The organism is Streptomyces sp. NPDC046122 (genome assembly GCF_056429965.1).
Genome location: NZ_JBWKLQ010000001.1, coordinates 644,633 through 665,057, shown reverse-complemented (window position 1 = coordinate 665,057; position 20,425 = coordinate 644,633). Strand labels below are relative to the sequence as shown.

Genomic DNA, 20,425 nt, shown 5'->3' with positions numbered 1-20,425 from the left:
CCCCATGACGGACCACCCAGCCCGTCGTCTGCTTCTGGTGCACGCGCACCCCGACGACGAGTCGATCAACAACGGCGCCACCATGGCCAGGTACGCCGCCGAGGGCGCCGGGGTCACCCTGGTGACCTGCACCCTCGGCGAGGAGGGCGAGGTCATCCCGCCCGCCCTCGCGCACCTGGCCGCCGACCGCGACGACACCCTCGGAGCCCAACGCGTCGCCGAACTGGCCGCCGCGATGAGGGAGCTGGGGGTCACCGACCACCGCTTCCTCGGCGGCCCCGGGCGATACCGCGACTCCGGCATGATGGGCGCCCCGCAGAACGGGCGCGAAGGCGCCTTCTGGGCCGCCCCGGTGGACGAGGCCGCGGCGTACCTGGTCGAGGTGATCCGTTCCGTACGCCCGCAGGTCCTCGTGACCTACGACCCGGACGGCGGCTACGGCCACCCCGACCACATCCAGGCCCACCGCGTCGCCATGCGCGCCGCCGACCTCGCGGCCGACACCGGCTTCCGCCCGGACCTCGGCGCACCGCACGCCGTCGCCAAGATCTACTGGAACCGGGTGCCGCGCGGTTACGCGGAGGACGGCTTCGCCCGCCTGCGCGCGGCCGGCGTGAGCTTCCCCGGCACGGCCGCCGTGGACGACGTCCCCGGAGTGGTCGACGACGCGGCGGTCACCACCGAGATCGACGGCGCGCCGTACGCCGCCGCCAAGACCGCCGCGATGCGCGCCCACGCCACCCAGATCGCGGTCGAGGGCGGCTTCTTCGCGCTCTCCAACAACCTCGCGCAGCCCGTCCTGACCACGGAGTACTACGAACTGGTACGCGGTGAACGCCCCGTCGGCGGCCGCGAGACCGACCTCTTCGCGGGAGTGACGTCATGACCCCGGCCCGCATCGGCGCCTACCTCCTGCTCCTCGTGCTGGGCTCCCTCACCGGCGCGGCGGGCGTCCTCGTCCACGCGGCGTGGTTCCCCGGCGGCCTGCTGCTGGCCCTGCTCGCCGCGGCGGGCCTCTTCTACGGCGGCATGCTCGCCACGGGCACCAGGTCCGGCGTCGGCGCGGCCGCCGCCGGATGGCTCGTGGCCATCGTCCTGCTGACCGTCAGCCGGCCCGAGGGCGACCTGCTCATCGGGGGCAGTTCCGTCTCGTACGCGTACATGCTGGGCGGGATGGCCGTCGCTGTGATCTGCGCCACGATGCTGCCGCTGCCGCAACAGGGCGCGGTGAGCGCCCGACTTGGCAAATGACGTACCACTTGAGTCCGTGAATCCGTCGCGCACGCGCGGCCGTCGGAACTCCGGCGTCCCAGGGCGCGGGGCACCTGGCGGCGGCGGCCAGTATGGTGGTGCGCGCCGCCGAGCCGCCCGCAGTACCAGGTAAGAGCGGGCGAGCGGAGCTAACCGGGAGAACCTGCCTTGAGTCGTGAAACTGACAGTTCGTCCTCCGGCCCCCAGGGGCGTGGCGGAGCCGCGTACCCCTCGGGCACGCCGCCGTACGGATCCCGCCAGTATCCGTCGTCGCACCCCGGGCAGGACGGTCCGGACGGTGCGGAGGCCACCGGACAGGCGGAACCGGACGAGCCCAGGACCGAGACCACGCTGACCACGCGCATCCGGATCAACATCCCCGGGTCGCGGCCGATCCCGCCGGTCGTCATGCGTACGCCCATGGGCGACGTGGAGCCGCCGTCCTCACCCGCGAACGGCGAGCGCACCGGCAGCACGCCGCGCCCGCCCGAGCCGGCGCGGGAGACCGCGCCCCGCGAGGAGCCGGCCACCGCCGGTCCTGCCGCGGGCTCGGGCTCCCCGGCCGGCTCCGGCTCCGGTGAGGACAAGCCGCCGGCCAGCGACTGGTTCGCGCCGCGCAAGCCCGCGGCGGCCCCGGCCACTCCCGCCGCACCCGCGTCGGAACAGGGCGGCGGACAGCGTTCCGACCTTCCGTACTTCACGCCGGAGGAGCCGCAGCGCCAGAGCGCCCCCGCGCCCCTGCCGCGCCGCAGCCCCGGCGGTTCCACGGGCGCCCCGGCCGCCGGCGGTCCCGGTCCCCTCGGCCCCTCCGGTCCCCTCGGGCCCGTGGGCCCCTCGGGTCCGACCACCGGTCCGGCCACCGGCAGCGGGACGTTCCCCGGCCCGTCGATCGGCGGCCCGTCGATGGGCGACTCGCCGTTCGCCGGCCCCGGTACGTCCCCGGGACCCGGCGTACGTCCGACCGGTCCCGCCACGCCCCCGGTCCCGGGCCCGCCGCGCATGAGCGACGACACGGCCGTCCTGACCCCCCAGAACCCCGCCGCGGGCCCGCCGGCGGGCGGCAACGTCTCCGGCGACACGCTGACCAGCGGCATCCCCGTGGTCCAGCCGGCCGACCGGCACTCGCCGTTCGCCCCGCCGCAGGCCGACGCCCGCTTCGGTCCGGACGCGCCCCTCCCGGGTGAACCGGCGGCCCCGGCCGCGCCGACGTACACCGCGCCGCCCTCCTCGTCCTCCTCGGCCCCCGCCAAGAAGGGCCGCTCGAAGCTGGTCCTGCTGGCCGTGGGCGTCGCGGCGGCGGCCGGCGTGGCCTACGGAGCGGGTCTGCTGATGAACCACTCCGACGTGCCCAAGGGCACCACGGTCCTCGGCGTCGACATCGGCGGAGGGACGAAGGAGGAGGCGGTCGGCAAGCTCGAAGCCGCCCTCGGCAAGCGCGCCGCCACCCCGCTGCGTCTCACCGTCGACGGGAAGGCGACGCAACTCCCGCCGTCCAACGCCGGCCTCACCCTGGACAGCCAGGCGACCGTGCGCGGCGCGGCGGGCAGCGACTACAACCCCGTCTCGGTGATCGGCTCCCTCTTCGGCGGCGAGCGCGTCGCCGAGCCGGTGATCCCGGTCGACGAGGAGAAGCTGAGCGTCGCGCTGGCCGACCTCGCGGGCACCTCGGGCTCCGCCAGCGAGGGCACGATCAAGTTCGTGCCGGGCAAGGCCGTCGCCGTACCGGGCAAGGCGGGCAAGCAGCTCGACGTCGCCCGCTCGATGGTCCGCGTCCGGGACGCCTACCGCGCCCAGGTGGAGACCGGCAGGCCGAACTCGGTGGAGCTGCCCGTCACCACCAAGGAGCCGTCGATCGGCAAGGCCGAACTCGACCGGGCCATGAAGGAATTCGCGCAGCCCGCGATGTCCGGCCTGATCACGATCAAGGCGGGCGGCAAGCAGATCCAGTTCGGCCCGGCCCGGTCGCTGCCGAAGATCCTCTCCATGAAGCCGATCGACGGCCGCCTGGTGGAGGTCTACGACAAGCCGGCGATCGAGCAGCTGCTGGAGGGCGTGTTCGACGGCGTGCAGATCACCAAGGGCGACGGCAAGAAGCACCCCGTCACGGCGGACGACGTGGCCTTCGCCATGCGCACCGCGCTCCTCGGCAAGACCCCGGCGGAGCGCGTGCAGGAGATCAGCCTCAACCCGAGCTGACCCGCTGGGCCGAAGACCGCACCGCGCGGCTCGCACCCCTCGCACCGGCGGCGGGGGGCGGGCCGCGCGGGGTCCGGGACGTGAGCGTGCCGGCCGGCGGGACGACGCGGCGCCGGGTCGCCGCCGCGCGGTCGGGCTCCCGGAAGCACCGCGTGGGCGCCCCTAGTTCAGCCGTGCCCGGGCCGCCCGCGCGCGTCGGCGGACCGTCTCCGCCGTGGCCGGGTCCACCGCGTCCACGACGTCGGCGTACGCCTCCAGCTCCGCCGCCCCGCCGAGGAAATCGCCCCGCTGCACCAGTAGTTGCGCCCGGTCGTACCGCAGGCGCGCCGCGTGCGACGGCAGCAGCAGGGACAGCTCCACCGCCCACAGCTGCACGTCCGCCCGCTCGGGGCGGGCCGACGCCCACGCCCGGATGTTGTTCAGGATCCGCAGCACGATCTCCAGCGGGTCCGCCGGCACCAGCATCGACGGGTCGAGCGGTTCCCCCGTCGCTCCCGCCACCAGCAGCTCCGCGTCCGCCCCGGTCAGCAGCCGCCCGCCGTCGAACGGGTCGACCAGCACCTGCTCGTCCCGGGCGCCGAAGCCGACGACGAAGTGCCCCGGCAGAGCGACCCCGTACACCGGCGCACCCGCCCGCCGCGCCACCTCGATCCACACGACCGACAACAGGATCGGCAGCCCGCGCCGCCGCCGCAGCACCTCGTGCAGCAGCGAGGACTCCAGCCGCTGGTAGTCGGCGGGCGTCCCGCCGAACCCGCACCGCGCCCCCAGCACCCCGGCCACGGCGGACGCCCACCCCCGGGCCCCGCCCGGGCGGAACGGCAGGAGACCCGCCAGCCTGTCGAGTTCGATCTCCGCCGCGTCCATCCCCGCCTCGTCGAGCGCGGGGTCCGCCTCCGCGCCCACCAGCAGGCACAGCAGCGCCAGGTCCGGACGCTCCGAGCGGGCCTCCTCGGCGAAGCGCCGGCGCCGTTCGGTTTCGGTGGGTCGTCCCATACGTGTCTCGTACCGCCCTACGCCGGTCGGAAGTGGTGGTAGCTGTGGTGGGTCGCGAAGCCCATGCCGTCGTACAGCGCCCGCGCGGCCTCGTTGTCGGCCTCCACCTGGAGCCACGCGGCCGACGCGCCCTCCTCCAGCGCCCGCCGCGCCAGGGCCGTCATCACGGCGCTCGCGAGCCCCTGCCGCCGCTGCGCCGGGTCGACCTCGACCGCCATGAACCCGGCCCACCGCCCGTCCACGACGCACCGCCCGATGGCTGCCGGGGCCCCGCCCTCACCCGGGACGGACGCGAACCACACGGAGGGGCCGCTCTCCAGGACCCGCACCACGTGCGGCCCCGGCTCCTGGAACCGCTGGTACCGCGCGAGCCAGTCCGCGTCGCACGTCCGGGTGAGCCCGACCCGCGACACGTCCGCGTCCAGGTCCCCGATCGGGGCGAGCGCGGCGATCCGTACCTGCGCCGTGACTTCCAGGGACCACCCCCGGCGCTCCAGTTCGGCGGCGAGAGGTTCCTGGGTGCCCTCGGCGCCGGTCGCGACCTGCATGTACGCGGGAAGCCCCCGGGCGGCGTACCACTCCCGTACGCGTTCCAGCGCCGCGCCGACGGGCATCGCGGGATCTCCGAGCGGCAGCACGGAGTTGGCGCGCCGGGTGAAGCCGCCGGCGGCGCGCAGCCGCCACTCACCGAGCGGCTCGCTCTCGACGGGCTCCCAGGCGCGGGCGCAGACCCGCGCGAGCTCCTCGAAGGTCGCCGCGGGGCCCCGCCTGCGGGCCGGGGCGGCGGGCACAACCTTGCCCGCGACCAGGGAGGATTCCGCGATGCGGACCGACTCGCCGGTGCGGCGTGTGATCGACAGCACGCCGTCGTCCCAGGATGTGAGAACCCCGACCGTGTCAGTGAACCTCGCCCCCGGCTCGCCCGCTTCGCCGACGCGCCTGACTGATACACGTTTGCCCACGTCATCAGGCGAAATACGGACCTCGAGTCGTCCGCCGGTAGTGAATTCCACAGCTCTGTCCGCCCCTCCTGTTCGGATCGTGCCCGGGAACGGAGATACTAGAGGCGGGCATCGACGACGCCGCGCTCCCGCGCGCCACGTGGACGGAGCCGCAGATCGGCCCGCCGCGCCCTATCGAGGAGGAACGACAGCGTGACCTACGTCATCGCGCAGCCTTGTGTCGACGTCAAGGACAAGGCGTGCATCGAGGAGTGCCCGGTCGACTGCATCTACGAGGGCTCCAGGTCCTTGTACATCCACCCGGACGAATGCGTCGACTGTGGTGCCTGTGAGCCGGTCTGCCCGGTCGAGGCCATCTTCTACGAGGACGACACCCCGGAGGAGTGGAAGGACTACTACAAGGCGAACGTCGAGTTCTTCGACGAGCTCGGCTCGCCCGGTGGTGCTTCCAAGCTCGGTCTGATCGAGCGCGACCACCCCTTCATCGCAGCGCTCCCGCCGCAGAACCAGTAAGCGGCGAGGCAAGTGCGCCGCCCCGGTCCCGTACGGCCTGCCCGCCGTACGGGACCGAGGCGTTTCCAGAGCCAGAGCCAGAGCCAGAGCCGAGCAGTACGAGCACGAGAAAGCGACCCACCGTGTCCGCAGTCACTGACCGCCTGCCCACCTTCCCCTGGGACAAGCTGGAGCCGTACAAGGCGACGGCGGCCGCCCACCCGGACGGCATCGTGGACCTGTCCGTCGGCACCCCCGTCGACCCGGTCCCGGAGCTGATCCGGCGGGCCCTCGTCGAGGCGGCGGACTCCCCGGGCTATCCCACGGTGTGGGGCACGGTCGCGCTGCGGGACGCGCTCACCGGGTGGGCCGAGCGGCGCCTCGGGGCCCGCGACGTGGCGCACGCCAACGTGCTGCCCGTCGTCGGCTCGAAGGAGCTGGTGGCCTGGCTGCCGACGCAGCTCGGACTCGGCGCGGGCGACCAGGTGGCGTACCCCCGGCTCGCGTACCCGACGTACGAGGTGGGCGCCCGGCTGGCGCGCGCCGAGCCGGTCGCGTACGACGACCCGGTCGCGGACCTCGACCCCGCGCGCGTCAGGCTGCTCTGGCTCAACTCGCCCTCCAACCCGACCGGCCGCGTGCTGGCGAAGGACGAGCTGGTCCGGATCGTGGCGTGGGCGCGCGAGCACGGCGTGCTGGTCTTCAGCGACGAGTGCTACCTGGAGCTGGGCTGGGAGGCCGAGCCCGTCTCCGTACTGCACCCCGACGTCTGCGGCGGTACGTACGAGGGCCTCGTCGCCGTCCACTCCCTGTCGAAGCGGTCCAACCTGGCCGGTTACCGCGCCGCGTTCCTCGCGGGCGACGCGGGTGTCCTCGGCGATCTGCTCCAGATCCGCAAGCACGGCGGCATGATGACGCCGGCGCCGGTCCAGGCGGCGACCGTCGCGGCGCTCGGCGACGACGCGCACGTGGCGGAGCAGCGGGAGCGGTACGCGGCCCGGCGGGCGGCGCTGCGCGGCGCGCTGGAGGCGCACGGCTTCCGGATCGAGCACAGCGAGGCGAGCCTGTACCTGTGGGCGACGCGTGACGAGCCCTGCTGGGAGACGGTGGCGCACCTCGCGGAGCTGGGGATCCTCGCGGCTCCGGGCGACTTCTACGGGCCCGCCGGAGATCGTTTCGTACGGGTGGCGTTCACCGCCACCGACGAGCGCGTCGCAGCGGCGGTCAAGCGCCTCGGCGGCTGACCCGCCCGTACGCGAAGGGGCCCCGGGGAGTTGTCGCTCCCCGGGGCCCCTTCGCGTACGCCCGCGGACTAGCCGAGGGGCAGGCCCGTGCTGGGCAGGGAGCCGGTCGGCAGGCCGCCGCCGGTGGGCAGCGCGTCCGCGGCCGGCAGGCCGCCGCCCGCGGTCTTGGTGGTGTCGCCGAGGACCTCGCCGGCGCTTCCGGCGACCTCGCCGGCCGCCTTCTGCGCGGCCGGGGTGGCGGTCTTGCCCGCCTTGCCCACGGTCTTGCCGGTGGTCGGGACGGCCTTCTTGACGGCCTTGCTGCCGGTGTCGCCCGCAGTCTGGGAGCCCTTCTGCGCCGCGCTGTCGACGGAGTCGCCGAGACCGGCGCCGTCCAGGGCGGTCAGGCCGCCCAGGTTGGGGGCGGCGGGGAGGTCAGCGGCGCTCGCGGAGCCGGCCGCACCGACCACGGGGGCTGCGCCGGCCGCGATGAGCAGTGCGGCGCGGGCGATCCGACGGGTCAGGGGGAGAGACATGGTGCTCCTTAGACGGGAAGAGTCGAGACGGTCTGTCCGACGATCAGACGCCGTGACAACCGCTCGGAGGGCGGGGGAGGTTGCGGTGCACCAAGGTAAAGAGTTTGCAATGCGTCGCATTATCGGCTCCGGATGAACCCGGGCAAACGGACCGCCCTGAGAGCGGGCGTCCCACGGCGGTTTCCCTTGGTTCTCCGGGGAATCCGGGAACGGATGGGGTGACGGCCCGCAGGTGCGTGCGCAACCCCGTGCGGGCAGCCCCCGCTTACTGCTTTCGAGTGATCGTCCGCACTACTGCGCGGTGGTGATCCGGACCTCTGACGACCCGTTTCGGGCGTCCTCGGAGTGCCAGGTCCGCCGGGGGTCCCCGGTGGTCCACACACGGCCGGCGTAGGCGACCTGTTCGATGCGGAGCTCGGCGGCGTGCGCGACGGCCCAGTGCGCCAGCTCCCAGCCGCGCCGGTCCCCGGCGGCGCCGCGGACTCCGGCGGCCCGCGCGGGCACGGGCACGGTCACGGTCGCCGCGGCGGGGGCGCCGCCGAGCCTCGCGGCGGCTCCCGCCGCGCCCGGAATATCCGCGATGCCCGAACCGCCGGCCGCCTCCGGGGACCCGGCGGCCCCGGCCTTGGGCAGTACGTCCGGCCCGAAGTCCCGTATCAGCGCGGCCCGCACGTCAGCGGGCCGGCCCGGCTGGGCGTCGCGGGGACCCGAGCAGGTCAGGGAGGCGGGGGTGCGTCCGGTGAGCGCGGCGGCCAGCAGCGCCGCGTCCGGCTCGTGCTTCGCGTACGCCTGCGGGAAACCGCTGCGCTGCACGCGCTGGGCGGCCACCGTCAGCGGCAGCCGCGAGTAGCCGGGCACCTTCTCCAGGTGCTCGTAGAACTTCCCGGCCGAGTAACCGGGGTCGAGGATCTGCTTCGGGGTGCCCCAGCCCTGCGAGGGACGCTGCTGGAAGAGGCCGAGCGAGTCCCGGTCGCCGTACGTGATGTTGCGCAGCGCCGACTCCTGGAGCGCGGTCGCGAGCGCGATCGTCACGGCCCGCTCCGGCAGCCCGCGCGAGGTGCCCACCGCGGAGATCGTCGCGGCGTTCACGGCCTGCTCAGGACTGAGCTCGTACGTCGCCCCGTCGCCCTCCGCGGAGCGCACGGCGCAGCGCGGCGCGCCCGCACCGCCGGTCACGTACTGCGCCACCAGGTACCCGGCCAGCGCCAGCAGCACGGCGACGCCCGCCGCGATGCGCAGGATGCGGCCGCGAGTGACGGAAGAGGTGGGCTCAGGCACGCTGCCTAAGGTACTGGAGGCGGTTTCGGCGCCCGCCGGGGGACGACCCGGCGTCCTCCGGCCAGCTCCCGTTAGGCTCGGGGCCATGGCTGAAACTCCGCTTGACCTCTTCCTGGACGCGCCCGCCCTGACCGCCCGGCTCGTCGACTTCCCGTCGGTCAGCGGCAACGAGAAGGCCCTCGCCGACGCCATCGAGGAGGCGCTCCGCGCCCTGCCGCACCTCACCGTCGACCGGCACGGCAACAACGTGGTGGCGCGGACGCGCCTGGGGCGCGCCGAGCGGGTCGTCCTGGCCGGGCACATCGACACCGTCCCGATCGCGGACAACGTGCCGTCCAGGCTGGACGAGAACGGCGTCCTGTGGGGCTGCGGCACGAGCGACATGAAGTCCGGGGTCGCCGTCCAGCTGCGCATCGCCGCGACCGTTCCCGAACCGAACCGGGACCTGACCTTCGTCTTCTACGACAACGAGGAGGTCGCCGCGCACCTGAACGGCCTCGGGCACATCGCCGACGCCCACCCCGACTGGCTGGAGGGCGACTTCGCCGTACTCCTCGAACCGTCCGACGGGCAGGTCGAGGGCGGCTGCCAGGGCACGCTGCGGGTGCTGCTGCGCACGGCGGGGGAGCGGGCGCACTCGGCGCGCAGCTGGATGGGGTCCAACGCGATCCACACGGCCGCGCCGATCCTGGCCAGGCTGGCGGCGTACGAGCCGAGGCGGCCGGTGATCGACGGGCTGGAGTACCGCGAGGGTCTGAACGCCGTCGCCGTCGAGGGCGGCGTCGCCGGCAACGTCATCCCCGACGCGTGCACGGTGACGGTCAACTTCCGCTACGCGCCCGACCGCACCGAGGAGGAGGCGCTCGCGCACGTGCGCGAGGTCTTCGCGGACTGCGACATCGCCGAGTTCGTCGTGGACGATCACTCCGGTGCGGCGCTGCCCGGCCTCTCGCACCCGGCCGCCGCGGCGTTCATGGCGGCGGTGGGCGGCACCGCGCAGCCCAAGTTCGGCTGGACGGACGTCTCGCGCTTCAGCGCGCTCGGCGTTCCCGCGGTCAACTACGGCCCCGGCGACGCGATCTTCGCGCACAAGCGCGACGAGCACGTGGCCGTCGAGCGGATCACGCACTGCGAGGAGCGACTTCGCGCCTGGCTGACTGCCTGAATTTCACTGTTCGTCACGTGTGTGGACCTACGCTGACCGGACAATGTTCGGCAGCGGAGGGAGTACGGCATGGCGATTCCTGAAGAGGAGCGCGTCCCGGGAGAGCAGCGTCTGGGGCCGGTGGTGCGCCGTGGCGATCAGATTCAGCCGGGCACGACCGACCAGCGACTGCTGGACTCGGACGGTGACACCGGGTGGGTCCACACCGACCCGTGGCGGGTCATGCGGATGCAGGCCGAATTGGTGGACGGCTTCGGCGCCCTCGCCGAACTGCCGCCCGCCATCAGCGTGTTCGGCTCGGCGCGCACACCGGCCGGCACGCCCGACTACGAGGCGGGGGTGCAGATCGGCAGAGCGCTGGCCGAAGCCGGGTTCGCGGTGATCACGGGCGGCGGTCCCGGCGCGATGGAGGCGGCGAACAAGGGCGCGCGGGACGCCGGGGGCATCTCGGTCGGCCTCGGGATCGAGCTGCCCTACGAGCAGGGCATCAACCCGCACGTCGACATCGGCGTCAACTTCCGCTACTTCTTCGTGCGCAAGATCATGTTCGTGAAGTACGCGCACGGCTTCGTGGTCCTGCCGGGGGGCCTCGGCACGCTGGACGAATTCTTCGAGGCCCTCACGCTCGTCCAGACCCGCAAGGTCACGCGGTTCCCGATCGTGCTCTTCGGCTCGGCCTACTGGGGCGGCCTGGTCGACTGGCTGCGCGACACGGTGATCGCGCAGGGGAAGGCGTCGGAGAAGGACCTGCTGCTGTTCCATGTGACGGACAGCGTGGACGAGGCGGTGGCCCTGGTGTCGAAGGAGTCGGAGAGGTAGGCGGGCAGCCGCTGCGCGGGCGCTCCCGCGCAGCGGCGCCCCTGCCCGCCCCACCGGCCTTGCCGCGTACCCCTCAGGCCAGCCCGCGCCGGGCCACCGCCGGGGGCCGGTGCCCCGCGATGGACGCCACCATGTCGAGCACCTGCCGCGTCTCGGCGACCTCGTGCACCCGGTAGACCCGCGCCCCGAGCCACGCCGACACCGCCGTCGTGGCCAGCGTGCCGACCACGCGTTCCTTCACCGGCCGGTCGAGCGTCTCGCCCACGAAGTCCTTGTTGGAGAGCGAGACCAGCACCGGCCATCCCGTCTCGACCATCTCCCCGAGCCGCCGCGTCGCCTCGAGGCTGTGCCGGGTGTTCTTCCCGAAGTCGTGCCCCGGGTCGATCAGGATCGCGTCGCGCCGTACGCCCAGCTCCCGCGCGCGCTCCGCCAGCCCGACGGTCACGTCGAGGATGTCCGCCATCACGTCGTCGTACGTGACCCGGTGCGGGCGCGTCCGCGGCTGCGCGCCGCCGGCGTGCGTGCACACCAGGCCCACGTCGTAGCGGGCGGCCACCTCGGCCAGCCGCGGGTCGACGCCGCCCCACGCGTCGTTCAGCAGGTCCGCCCCCGCCTCGCAGACCGCCTCGCCCACCTCGTGCCGCCACGTGTCGACGCTGATCACCACGTCCGGGTGCCGCCGGCGCACCTCGGCCACGAAGCCGACCGTGCGCCGCGCCTCCTCGTCCGCGCTCACCTCTTCGCCCGGGCCGGCCTTCACGCCGCCGATGTCGATGATGGCCGCGCCCTCCGACACCGCCTGCTCGACGCGGGCGAGCGCGGGCTCGTCGCGGAACGTCGCACCCTGGTCGTAGAACGAATCAGGGGTCCGGTTCACGATCGCCATGATCACCGGCTCGTGCGCTGCGAACTCGCGCCGTCCCAGCCTGAGCACCGTGTTTCCTCCTCGCGTCGGTCGCCTGCGACCTTAACTGTCAGTGGCGCATGGCACGATCGGGACCGGACAGTTTCCGCTTCGCGCGTGGCCCGGGGAGACGCTCGTGTTCTTGTTCTTGGTGGTGGCGATGGTCGTCGTGGTCGCCGCGGTCACGCTCGCCGTGGTCGGCGGCGGCGACGACAGCGGCGGCATGCTGCCGGAAGCCGCGCCCGACCGTCTGGTGGACCCGCTTCCCGCGACACGCCCGGTGGGGCGTGCCGATGTGGAGGCGCTGCGGCTGCCGCTGGCCGCGCGCGGTTACCGGATGGGCGAGGTCGACGACGTACTCGGCCGTCTCGGCGCCGAGCTGGCCGAGCGCGACGCCCGCATCGCGGAGCTGGAGGCCGCGCTGGCCGGCGTCCAGGCCAGAGCCGTCGGCGGTGCGGACCTCTTCAAGGACGCGCCGCCGCGCGACACGCCGGACGAGGGGGCACGGTCGTGATCGGCGGAGCCGAGCCGGGCCCGGACGGCCGCCTGCGCTGCCCGTGGGGCCTGTCCACCGAGGAGTACGTGGCCTACCACGACGCGGAGTGGGGCCGCCCGGTCCACGGCGACGACGCCCTGTACGAACGGCTGTGCCTGGAGGCGTTCCAGTCCGGGCTCTCCTGGCTGACGATCCTGCGCCGCCGGGAGGGCTTCCGGGCCGCCTTCGCCGGCTTCCGGATCGCATCGGTGGCCGCCTTCACCGACGAGGACGCCGCGCGCCTGCTCGCCGACCCGGGGATCATCCGCAACCGCGCCAAGATCGAGGCGACCCTCGCCAACGCCAGGACGCTCGCCGGCTGGCAGGCCGGCGAGCTGGATGCCCTGATCTGGTCGTACGCCCCGGACCCCACGACGCGCCCGGCCCCGCAGACGATCTCGGACGTTCCCGCGACCACCCCGGAGTCCGTCGCCCTGTCCAAGGCGCTCAAGAAGCGGGGCATACGTTTCATCGGCCCGACGACGGCGTACGCCCTGATGCAGGCGTGCGGCCTGGTCGACGACCACCTCGCCCGGTGCGTGGCGCGCGGCGCGGACGCCTAGCGGCCCTCAGCGCCCCAGGTAGCGCGGCTTCTCCTTGGCGATGAACGCCTGGACCGCGATGGAGTGGTCCTCCGACGCGCCCGCGCGCGCCTGGAGTTCGTCCTCCTTCTCCAGGGTCTCGCTCAGGGTGTGGCCCGCGCCGTACGCCATCGACTCCTTGAGCGCGGCGTACGCGAGCGTGGGGCCGTCGGCCAGGGCGCGCGCGACGGCGGCGGCCTCGGCGGCCAGGTCGGCCGCGGGCACCAGCTTGTTCGCGATGCCCAGGTCGTAGGCCTCCTGGGCGGAGATCGAGCGGGGGAAAAGCAGCAGGTCACTGGCGCGGCTCTGGCCGATGAGGCGCGGCAGCGTCCAGGAGACGCCGGAGTCGGCGGTCAGGGCGACCCCCGCGAACGAGGTGTTGAAGGCGGCGGTGTCGGCGACGACCCGGTAGTCGGCGGCGAACGCGAAGCCCGCGCCCGCGCCCGCGGCGACGCCGTTGACCCCGGCGACGACCGGCTTCGGCATCTCGGTCAGGGCCCGCACGATGGGGTTGTAGTGCTCGCGCACCGTGCTCATGGTCTGGCCGGAGCCGCTCTCGCGGTCGGCGGCGAGCGAGGCGATGTGCTCCTTGAGGTCCTGGCCCACGCAGAAGGCCCGGCCGGCCGCGGTCAGCAGGACCGCCCGTACCGCCGGGTCGGCGGCGGCCGCCTGCACCGCGTCCCGCAGGGCGACCTTGGCCTCGGTGTTCATGGCGTTCATGGCGTCGGGACGATTGATGGTGATCGTCGCCAGTCCGTCGGTCACCTCGTAGAGCACGGTGTCGGCCATCGGTGTGTCCCCTTTTGCGGCTCGGGTGGGCATGTCCTGATCAGCATGGCGGAGATCACCGGGGCTGCACATGTGACCTGCGTCTAACAATGTGAGGTCGCCGGGCGGCCGTGGGCGGCGAAGTATCGCAGGCGGACCGCCGAATTGGGTGGTTTTGAGAGAGCGCGTTGCGCAAGCGATGCCGAGCGATGTTGGTCATTGGGTCCTGCGATGCGGGATAATGACCTGGAAGCAATGTGTTCGATGCCGGTGACACAGCTGCCCGACTCGGGGCCGCCGGCTGCGATGAGCTGGTTTCAGGAAGGGGAACGAGCATGGCGGCCATGAAGCCGCGAACGGGCGACGGCCCGCTCGAGGTGACCAAGGAGGGGCGGGGCATCGTCATGCGCGTTCCGCTCGAAGGCGGCGGACGACTTGTCGTCGAGCTGACTCCGGATGAGGCCGATGCGCTCGGCGACGCTCTGAAAAAGGTCGTCGGCTGACGCGGAAGCGCCCGAACTTTTCACTGCCCCGGTACGCCGCAAGCGTGCCGGGGCAGTGCTGTGTGCGGGGGCCGGCGGGGCGGGGCCGGGCGACGGCGGCGGCTCAGCCGCGGCGTACCGCGCAGAGCAGACCGTCGCCCACCGGGAGCAGCGTGGGCACGAGCCGGCGGCTCTCGCGCACCGCACGCAGCAGCTCCCGCAGGCGCAGCACCTCGGCGGGCTGCGCCGCCGAGTCGACGGTGCGGCCGTCCGCGAAGACGCCCTCGAACACGACGATGCCGCCGGGCCGCAACAGGCGCAACGATTCAGCGAGATAGTCCATGCACTCGAGGCGGTCGCCGTCGCAGAAGACCAGGTCGTACCCGCCGTCGGCGAGACGGGGGAGGACGTCGAGCGCGGGCCCGGGGATGAAGCGCGAGCGGTTCGCCGCGTAGCCGGCCGCGCGGAACGCCTCGCGGGCGAACTGCTGCCACTCCGGCTCCGGGTCCACGGTGGTCAGTACGCCGTCGGGCCGCATCCCATTGAGCAGATAGATGCCCGAAACGCCGGTGCCCGTTCCGATTTCGGCCACCGCCTTGGCGTCCGCGGTGGCGGCGAGGAGCCGCAGCGCGGCCCCCGTCCCGGGCGACACCGCGCGCAGTCCTGCCTCCCGGGCCCGATCGCGCGCCCAGTGCAGGGCTTCGTCCTCGGCGACATAGGCGTCGGCGAACGCCCAGTTCGTCTGCCGGTTGGCGGTAATGGCCCTCTCCTGTCCCCGTAGTTGGCGCAACCGTGACTGTATCCGCTGGCGTCGGGAACCCGCAGATGGGACCGGGCGTTGAAGAGAGCGGGGGAGACATGGATCAGGACCGCATGCAGGTTCCAAATTCACGTAAAGACGCTTATCCGGAGCTAACGGGCGAGGTGGCTATGGTAGGGGCTCCACTGGACACCACCAGAGCCGATAGGGGAGGTGCGGCTGCGCCTGTGGATCGGGGAGGAGTGCTGCGGCGCCTTCTCAGGTCGGCGGGTGAGCCGAAATCCGTGACCGACATTGCTGACCGCGCGCCTTCCACTCATTCCGCACAGACCGCGACCTTCGCCTCCGATGCGGACTCCCAGGCGTGGACTCCGCCCACCTGGGAGGAGATCGTCAGCACGCACAGCGGTCGCGTGTACCGACTCGCCTACCGCCTGACCGGCAATCAGCACGACGCCGAGGACCTCACCCAGGAGGTCTTCGTCCGCGTCTTCCGTTCGCTGTCGACGTACACCCCCGGCACCTTCGAGGGCTGGCTGCACCGCATCACGACGAACCTGTTCCTGGACATGGTCCGCCGCAAGCAGCGCATCCGCTTCGACGCGCTCGGCGACGACGCGGCCGAGCGGCTGCCGAGCCGTGAGCCGTCCCCGCAGCAGGTCTTCAACGACGCCCACTTCGACGCGGACGTGCAGCAGGCGCTGGACACCCTCGCGCCGGAGTTCCGCGCCGCCGTCGTGCTCTGCGACATCGAGGGCCTGTCGTACGAGGAGATCGCCGCGACGCTCGGCGTCAAGCTCGGGACCGTACGCAGCCGCATCCACCGGGGCCGCTCGCACCTGCGCAAGGCCCTCAAGCACCGGTCTCCCGCGGCACGTGCCGAGCAGCGCTCGTTCGCGAGCGTGGGCACGGGTGCGGCCGCGGTGGGCGGAGAGGGCGGAGCCGAGTGAGCGGCACCCGACCCACCGACGCCGAGCAGCACCTCGGGGACCGGCTGGCCGCCCTGGTGGACGGCGAGCTGAGCCACGACGTCCGCGAGCGCGTCCTGTCCCACCTGGCGACCTGCGCCAAGTGCAAGGCCGAGGCCGACGCACAGCGCCGCCTGAAGAACGTGTTCTCCACCGCCGCGCCGCCGCCGCCGTCCGAGGGCCTGCTCGCCCGGCTCCAGGGGCTGCCCGGCGGCGGCCCCGGAGGCGACGACGGCGACGACGCGAGACCGTTCGGCCGCGGCGGCTTCGGGCAGGGAGTCTTCGGCGCGGGTACTCCGGGAGGAAGACCCGGTCGGTCCGGCAGCAACTTCGACTTCGGCTACACCCCGGCCGGCGGGCACGCGGGCGTGCTGCCCGGCGCCGCGCCCGGCCGCGGTTTCCGGATCCATGACGTGGGCCGCGCGGAGGCGGAGCGGTCGGGCGGGCGCGGGAGGCGGATCGCCTTCGCGGCCGCGAGCGCGGTGTCGCTCGCCGCGTTCGCCCTCGGCGGCGCCGTGCCCGTCGGTTCCGCGGGCGAGACGACCGCGCGGGGCGGCTCGGGCAACAGCGTCACGCCGCTGCGCGTGGCGGGCCCGAGCGGCGCCACCACGGAGAACACCCGACGCCGTACGACGACGGGCAACGCGCCGGTCGCCGCGAGCGCCGTCGCCGGCGCCGGCACGAACGACACCGTGCCGTCGAGGCTCTTCGCAGCGGGCGCCGGGCAGGGCGGCGCGCAAGGGCTCGCGCTGACGCAGCCGTTCCCGGCCCCGGCGTTCACGGCCGAGGCCCCGTTGCCGCTGATGCGCCGGTCGGGCTCCGCCCTGTCGCTGGCGTACGACCCCGGCCACCGGCCGTCGGTGAGCGCCGCCCCGTCGCCGCTGCAGTCGCTCACTCCCTCGGCTCCCGGGCTGCCCGTTTCCCCCTGAGGCTGGTTGAATCTCGGGAGGGTGCCCCGCAGGGGGCACGGACAGCGAACGTGCACAGCCCTGCGGGCGTGCTCGTGGGGTTGCGGGGAGAGCATGAACGAGGGCACGCCCACCGGTCCGAAGGCGAAGTGGTGGAGCCGTCCCGCTCCGGTGCACGAGGCACCGGAGCGGGCCCCGGAGCAGGACGAGGCCACACCGCCCCCGTCTTCCGAGCCGCAGCGCGGAGCGGCCGAGGCCATCGAGCGGGAGCCGGCGGACACCACGACGGCGGCTAGCGCCACCGTGCCGGTGGGAACGGTCGCGCCGGTGAGCGCCACCGAGCCGGTGGAAACCACCGCGTCGGCAGGGGCGGCTTCCACGTCGGCAGGCAGCTCTACGCCGGGGGACGCCACCGGGCCGGTGGGGGCCGCTACGCCAGCAGCGACCACCACGTCGGCAAGCACCACTACGAGGGTGGACACCACCGCGCCGGCGTCCACCGCGGCGCCGGCGCAGCCCGTCGACGGCGAGTCCGTTGCCCGGCAGACGCGTCCGCAGCCGCTGCACGCGCCCGATCCGTACGCCACCCCGCCTTATGGCGGCCCGGGCCCCTGGGCTCCCGCGCCGCCCGTGCAGCGGCCGGTGCCGACCCCGCCGCAGGGCACGTTCGTACCGCCCGGAGCGGCCGGTGGGCAGCCCACCAATGGGGCCGGTGTGCCCCTGGCGCCGTCACACCAGCACCAGCAGCAGCACCAACCCGGGAACGAGCACCAGCCGCACCACCAGCCCCAGCACCCGCCCGGCCACGCGCAGCCCGGCCACCACCGGACCACCACCTCCCAGTGGCTCCAGTACGACCCCTGGGGCGCTCCTCAGCAGCCGCTGACCCACCCCGGTGACCCGGCGGGCGGCGGCCGGCCGAAGAAGGGCCGCCGGGGCAGCACGCTCGTCGGGGCGCTGCTGATCGCCCTGGTCGCAGGCGGCATCGGCGGCGGCGTCGGGTCGTACGCCGAACGCAACGGCGGTATCACCCGGGTCGAACTGCCCCAGGCCGCGCCGGAGAACGGCAAGGGCCGCGCCCCCGACAGCATCGCGGGCATCGCGGCCAGCGCCCTGCCCAGCGTCGTCACCCTGCACGTCAGCGGAGTCGGCGAGCAGGGCACGGGCACCGGGTTCGTCCTCGACGCCAAGGGCCACATCCTCACCAACGACCACGTCGTGGAGCCCGCCGGCGCCGACGGCACCATCAACATCACCTTCAGCGGCGGCCAGACCGCGAAGGCGAAGCTCGTCGGCAAGGACAGCGGCTACGACCTCGCGGTGGTCCGGGTCCTCGGGGTCGACGGGCTGAAGCCGCTGCCGCTGGGCAACTCGGACGACGTCCGGGTCGGTGACCCGGTGGTGGCGATCGGCGCACCGTTCGACCTCCAGAACACCGTCACCTCCGGCATCATCAGCGCCAAGGAGCGCCCCATCACCGCGGGCGGTGAGAAGGGCGACGGCAGCGACGTCAGCTACGTCAACGCGCTCCAGACCGACGCCCCGATAAACCCGGGCAACTCCGGCGGCCCCCTGGTGGACGCCCGCGCCCGCGTCATCGGCATCAACAGCGCCATACGGGCGGCCGACAACAGCGCGGGCCTCGAAGGCAGCCAGGGCGGCAGCATCGGCCTGGGCTTCGCCATCCCCATCAACCAGGGCAAGCGCGTCGCCGAGGAGCTGATCAACACCGGCAAGGCGACCCACCCGGTCATCGGCGTCACCCTCGACATGAAGTACACCGGCGACGGCGCCCGTGTCGGCACCAAGGGCGCCGACGGCCCGGCGGTGACACCCGACGGGCCCGGCGCCCGAGCCGGCATCCGGTCCCGCGACGTCATCACCGAGGTCAACGGCCAGAAGGTGCACAACGGCCAGGAGCTGATCGTCAAGATCCGCGCCCACCGCCCCGGCGACCGGCTGGAGCTGACCGTGGTCCGCTCGGGCCGGGAGCGGACGGTCTCGGTGACGCTCGGAACGGCGGACAGCGACTGAGGTACCGCGGACAGCCACTGAGAGGCCGCCGCAGCGACGGAGGTACAGCGGACGGCGGCCGGGTCCCCGGGCACGGCCGCCGGGGGCAGGGGCACGAGTGTGGCGTGAAGGTACCGTCCGGACAGACTGGGCGGGTACCGTGGACCGGGCCCGGACCGGTCCCCTGCCTGCGGCCGGGGGAGGCCCACCCGACCTGCGGGCGCGGAGAACCCAAGGAGCAACAAGGTGTTCAGTGACATAGGCGCACTCGAGCTGGTGACGCTCGTGGTTCTCGCCGTGCTCGTCTTCGGGCCGGAGAAGCTGCCGAAGCTCATCCAGGACGCCTCGGCGATGATCCGCAAGCTCCGTGAGTTCTCCGAGAGCGCCAAGCAGGACATCCGCTCCGAGCTGGGTCCGGAGTTCAAGGACTTCGACTTCGAGGACCTGAACCCGAAGACGTTCGTGCGCAAGCAGCTGCTGGACAACGACGACCTCGGTCTCAAGGAGATCCGCAGCAGCTTCGACCTCAAGAGCGAGATGGCGGAGGTCGCGGACGCCGTGAACGGGCGCGAGCGCGGCGCGTCCGCCGGAGCGGCGAACGGCTCGAACGGTTCGGCCGGCAAGGCGAACCTGTCGAAGGACTCCACCGGCACCCCCGACCTGCTCCAGAAGCGGGAAACGCCCGCTCAGGGCGAGCGTCCGCCGTTCGACGCCGACGCCACCTGAACCCCGCCCTTCCCGACGAGCCGCACCAAGGTGGCTATCCTCCATCTGTCCGGATGTGAGGACGCCCGAGGGGGGCGGGCCGTGTCCGGACGCCACGGACAAAGGAGGCGGCCGGACAGATGGAGACCACGAGTCGGGTCGGAGCGCAGGGAGCATCCCTCGCGCCCAGCACATCCACAGCGGAGGGGGTGCCAGCAGCCCGGCGCACGGTCGACGGCTATCTGCGCGCGCCCTTCCCCTGGTACGGACTGGACGACGCGTTCAGCGGCGCCCGCTGGCTGATGCAGGTCGGCACGGCGGCGGACGGCACGGTGCAGCACGGTTCCACGGGGCACGGCGACGAGCCGACGATACGGCCCACCCCCGACGACGCCCAGGAGAAGGAGCGCTTCGCGGTGGTCGTCACCGTCGCCAGCAGCCCCGTGCGGCGCAGCGGTGACGGTACGGGCGTCCTGGAGGCCACGTCGGTCTCCTCCGCCGCCTGGCTGGCCGGTTCGGGCCTGCTCACGTCCACCTGGCCCGCGCAGCTCGACCACTCGCTGCGCGACGACTGGCTCGACCAGCAGACCGAGACGGCGTTCGAGCTGGCCGACGACCTGTCGGGCCCGGCCTGGTCGACCCTGTCGCTGCCGGTGGACGGCGTTCCGGCGTCCTTCCACTACCGCGAGTCGGAGTACGGCTGGGTGCTGGCAGGAGCCGGCGAGGGCGGCGTGATCCTCGGCGCGTACGGGCGCGGAATGAGCGCGTACGGCCTGGGCTTCTCGGTGATCAAGGACATCTCGGCGTACGACCAGGGCTGACCGCCTGTCGTGCGACCGCATGCCGAAGGGGGCGCCGCTCGTCAGGAGCGGCGCCCCCTTCG

The 20,425-nt window shown here is 73.5% G+C and carries 22 protein-coding genes; 15 read left to right on the top strand and 7 right to left on the bottom strand.

Annotated features, from left to right (window positions below):
• Positions 1-4 precede the first annotated feature (4 nt).
• From mshB to AC07FK_RS02945, 3 genes are all read left to right on the top strand, one after another.
• Complete coding sequence (mshB, locus tag AC07FK_RS02955) at positions 5-886, top strand: N-acetyl-1-D-myo-inositol-2-amino-2-deoxy-alpha-D-glucopyranoside deacetylase (protein ID WP_479101942.1); 882 nt, start codon at positions 5-7, stop codon at positions 884-886.
• Positions 883-1,251 (top strand): DUF6113 family protein, encoded by a 369-nt coding sequence (locus tag AC07FK_RS02950; RefSeq protein ID WP_479101940.1) that lies wholly within the window; start codon positions 883-885, stop codon positions 1,249-1,251. The genes mshB and AC07FK_RS02950 overlap by 4 nt, the downstream gene beginning before the upstream one ends.
• A gap of 168 nt (positions 1,252-1,419) precedes the next feature.
• Positions 1,420-3,447, top strand: coding sequence for a peptidoglycan binding domain-containing protein (locus AC07FK_RS02945; protein ID WP_479101938.1), 2,028 nt, complete (start codon positions 1,420-1,422; stop codon positions 3,445-3,447).
• A gap of 162 nt (positions 3,448-3,609) precedes the next feature.
• On the opposite strand, the gene AC07FK_RS02940 is transcribed toward AC07FK_RS02945, so the two are convergent.
• Together AC07FK_RS02940 and AC07FK_RS02935 are read right to left on the bottom strand one after the other, a co-directional pair.
• Positions 3,610-4,443, bottom strand: coding sequence for a transglutaminase family protein (locus AC07FK_RS02940; RefSeq protein ID WP_479101936.1), 834 nt, complete (start codon positions 4,441-4,443; stop codon positions 3,610-3,612).
• Between the two features lie 17 nt (positions 4,444-4,460).
• Positions 4,461-5,456, bottom strand: coding sequence for a GNAT family N-acetyltransferase (locus AC07FK_RS02935; RefSeq protein WP_479101934.1), 996 nt, complete (start codon positions 5,454-5,456; stop codon positions 4,461-4,463).
• 141 nt (positions 5,457-5,597) lie between these two features.
• Between AC07FK_RS02935 and fdxA the strand changes: the two genes are divergently transcribed.
• Both fdxA and dapC read left to right on the top strand, forming a co-directional pair.
• On the top strand, positions 5,598-5,918 hold the full coding sequence (fdxA, locus tag AC07FK_RS02930; RefSeq protein WP_018089397.1) for a ferredoxin: 321 nt from the start codon (positions 5,598-5,600) through the stop codon (positions 5,916-5,918).
• Between the two features lie 122 nt (positions 5,919-6,040).
• Entirely contained in the window at positions 6,041-7,141 is a 1,101-nt protein-coding gene (dapC, locus tag AC07FK_RS02925; protein WP_479101932.1) for a succinyldiaminopimelate transaminase, read from the top strand.
• 68 nt (positions 7,142-7,209) lie between these two features.
• Here dapC and AC07FK_RS02920 read toward each other — a convergent pair whose 3' ends face one another.
• Positions 7,210-7,656 (bottom strand): ATP-binding protein, encoded by a 447-nt coding sequence (locus AC07FK_RS02920; protein ID WP_479101930.1) that lies wholly within the window; start codon positions 7,654-7,656, stop codon positions 7,210-7,212.
• A gap of 291 nt (positions 7,657-7,947) precedes the next feature.
• Positions 7,948-8,934, bottom strand: a complete 987-nt coding sequence (locus AC07FK_RS02915; RefSeq protein WP_479101928.1) for a VldE C-terminal domain-containing protein — start codon at positions 8,932-8,934, stop codon at positions 7,948-7,950.
• 85 nt (positions 8,935-9,019) lie between these two features.
• Between AC07FK_RS02915 and dapE the strand changes: the two genes are divergently transcribed.
• Both dapE and AC07FK_RS02905 read left to right on the top strand, forming a co-directional pair.
• Positions 9,020-10,099 carry a succinyl-diaminopimelate desuccinylase gene (gene dapE / locus AC07FK_RS02910; RefSeq protein ID WP_479101926.1) on the top strand — a complete coding sequence of 360 codons (1,080 nt, stop codon included), beginning with the start codon at positions 9,020-9,022 and terminating at the stop codon, positions 10,097-10,099.
• A gap of 69 nt (positions 10,100-10,168) precedes the next feature.
• Positions 10,169-10,918 carry an LOG family protein gene (locus AC07FK_RS02905; RefSeq protein ID WP_479101924.1) on the top strand — a complete coding sequence of 250 codons (750 nt, stop codon included), beginning with the start codon at positions 10,169-10,171 and terminating at the stop codon, positions 10,916-10,918.
• A 73-nt stretch (positions 10,919-10,991) separates the two neighbouring features.
• Here the strand turns inward: AC07FK_RS02905 and folP are convergent, their stop codons facing one another.
• The gene (gene folP, locus AC07FK_RS02900; protein WP_479101922.1) at positions 10,992-11,852 is read right to left on the bottom strand and encodes a dihydropteroate synthase; all 861 of its coding nucleotides are present in this window, start codon (positions 11,850-11,852) and stop codon (positions 10,992-10,994) included.
• A 106-nt stretch (positions 11,853-11,958) separates the two neighbouring features.
• Between folP and AC07FK_RS02895 the strand changes: the two genes are divergently transcribed.
• Positions 11,959-12,336, top strand: coding sequence for a hypothetical protein (locus AC07FK_RS02895; RefSeq protein WP_479101920.1), 378 nt, complete (start codon positions 11,959-11,961; stop codon positions 12,334-12,336).
• Positions 12,333-12,920 (top strand): DNA-3-methyladenine glycosylase I, encoded by a 588-nt coding sequence (locus AC07FK_RS02890; protein ID WP_479101918.1) that lies wholly within the window; start codon positions 12,333-12,335, stop codon positions 12,918-12,920. Before AC07FK_RS02895 ends, AC07FK_RS02890 begins: the two co-directional genes overlap by 4 nt.
• Before the next feature lie 6 nt (positions 12,921-12,926).
• Here AC07FK_RS02890 and chcB read toward each other — a convergent pair whose 3' ends face one another.
• The gene (gene chcB / locus AC07FK_RS02885) at positions 12,927-13,727 is read right to left on the bottom strand and encodes a 2-cyclohexenylcarbonyl CoA isomerase (protein WP_479101916.1); all 801 of its coding nucleotides are present in this window, start codon (positions 13,725-13,727) and stop codon (positions 12,927-12,929) included.
• Positions 13,728-14,041: 314 nt separating this feature from the next.
• Here chcB and AC07FK_RS02880 point away from each other — a divergent pair, with 314 nt between their 5' ends.
• The gene (locus AC07FK_RS02880) at positions 14,042-14,209 is read left to right on the top strand and encodes a DUF3117 domain-containing protein (protein ID WP_003966491.1); all 168 of its coding nucleotides are present in this window, start codon (positions 14,042-14,044) and stop codon (positions 14,207-14,209) included.
• A 103-nt stretch (positions 14,210-14,312) separates the two neighbouring features.
• Here AC07FK_RS02880 and AC07FK_RS02875 read toward each other — a convergent pair whose 3' ends face one another.
• A complete protein-coding gene (locus tag AC07FK_RS02875; RefSeq protein ID WP_479101914.1) occupies positions 14,313-14,978 on the bottom strand; it encodes an O-methyltransferase in 666 nt (221 codons plus the stop codon).
• A 140-nt stretch (positions 14,979-15,118) separates the two neighbouring features.
• Between AC07FK_RS02875 and sigE the strand changes: the two genes are divergently transcribed.
• From sigE to AC07FK_RS02850, 5 genes are all read left to right on the top strand, one after another.
• Positions 15,119-15,898 (top strand): RNA polymerase sigma factor SigE, encoded by a 780-nt coding sequence (sigE, locus tag AC07FK_RS02870; RefSeq protein WP_479101912.1) that lies wholly within the window; start codon positions 15,119-15,121, stop codon positions 15,896-15,898.
• Positions 15,895-16,845: an anti-sigma factor family protein gene (locus AC07FK_RS02865; RefSeq protein WP_479101910.1), complete on the top strand. Its 951-nt coding sequence runs from the start codon at positions 15,895-15,897 to the stop codon at positions 16,843-16,845. Before sigE ends, AC07FK_RS02865 begins: the two co-directional genes overlap by 4 nt.
• Before the next feature lie 93 nt (positions 16,846-16,938).
• On the top strand, positions 16,939-18,858 hold the full coding sequence (locus AC07FK_RS02860) for a S1C family serine protease (RefSeq protein WP_479101908.1): 1,920 nt from the start codon (positions 16,939-16,941) through the stop codon (positions 18,856-18,858).
• A gap of 225 nt (positions 18,859-19,083) precedes the next feature.
• Positions 19,084-19,563 (top strand): sec-independent translocase, encoded by a 480-nt coding sequence (locus AC07FK_RS02855; protein WP_479101906.1) that lies wholly within the window; start codon positions 19,084-19,086, stop codon positions 19,561-19,563.
• 119 nt (positions 19,564-19,682) lie between these two features.
• The gene (locus tag AC07FK_RS02850; protein WP_479101904.1) at positions 19,683-20,363 is read left to right on the top strand and encodes a hypothetical protein; all 681 of its coding nucleotides are present in this window, start codon (positions 19,683-19,685) and stop codon (positions 20,361-20,363) included.
• Positions 20,364-20,425: the final 62 nt, after the last annotated feature.

What these genes read in the sequence shown, in the direction of transcription:
- AC07FK_RS02880 (WP_003966491.1), top strand. Translation starts at nt 14,042, where the DNA reads ATGGCGGCCATGAAGCCGCGAACGGGCGACGGCCCGCTCGAGGTGACC.
- AC07FK_RS02950 (WP_479101940.1), top strand. Translation starts at nt 883, where the DNA reads ATGACCCCGGCCCGCATCGGCGCCTACCTCCTGCTCCTCGTGCTGGGC.
- mshB (WP_479101942.1), top strand. Translation starts at nt 5, where the DNA reads ATGACGGACCACCCAGCCCGTCGTCTGCTTCTGGTGCACGCGCACCCC.
- dapE (WP_479101926.1), top strand. Translation starts at nt 9,020, where the DNA reads ATGGCTGAAACTCCGCTTGACCTCTTCCTGGACGCGCCCGCCCTGACC.
- AC07FK_RS02860 (WP_479101908.1), top strand. Translation starts at nt 16,939, where the DNA reads ATGAACGAGGGCACGCCCACCGGTCCGAAGGCGAAGTGGTGGAGCCGT.
- AC07FK_RS02920 (WP_479101930.1), bottom strand. Translation starts at nt 7,656, where the DNA reads ATGTCTCTCCCCCTGACCCGTCGGATCGCCCGCGCCGCACTGCTCATC.
- AC07FK_RS02905 (WP_479101924.1), top strand. Translation starts at nt 10,169, where the DNA reads ATGGCGATTCCTGAAGAGGAGCGCGTCCCGGGAGAGCAGCGTCTGGGG.
- AC07FK_RS02940 (WP_479101936.1), bottom strand. Translation starts at nt 4,443, where the DNA reads ATGGGACGACCCACCGAAACCGAACGGCGCCGGCGCTTCGCCGAGGAG.
- AC07FK_RS02850 (WP_479101904.1), top strand. Translation starts at nt 19,683, where the DNA reads ATGGAGACCACGAGTCGGGTCGGAGCGCAGGGAGCATCCCTCGCGCCC.
- chcB (WP_479101916.1), bottom strand. Translation starts at nt 13,727, where the DNA reads ATGGCCGACACCGTGCTCTACGAGGTGACCGACGGACTGGCGACGATC.
- sigE (WP_479101912.1), top strand. Translation starts at nt 15,119, where the DNA reads ATGGTAGGGGCTCCACTGGACACCACCAGAGCCGATAGGGGAGGTGCG.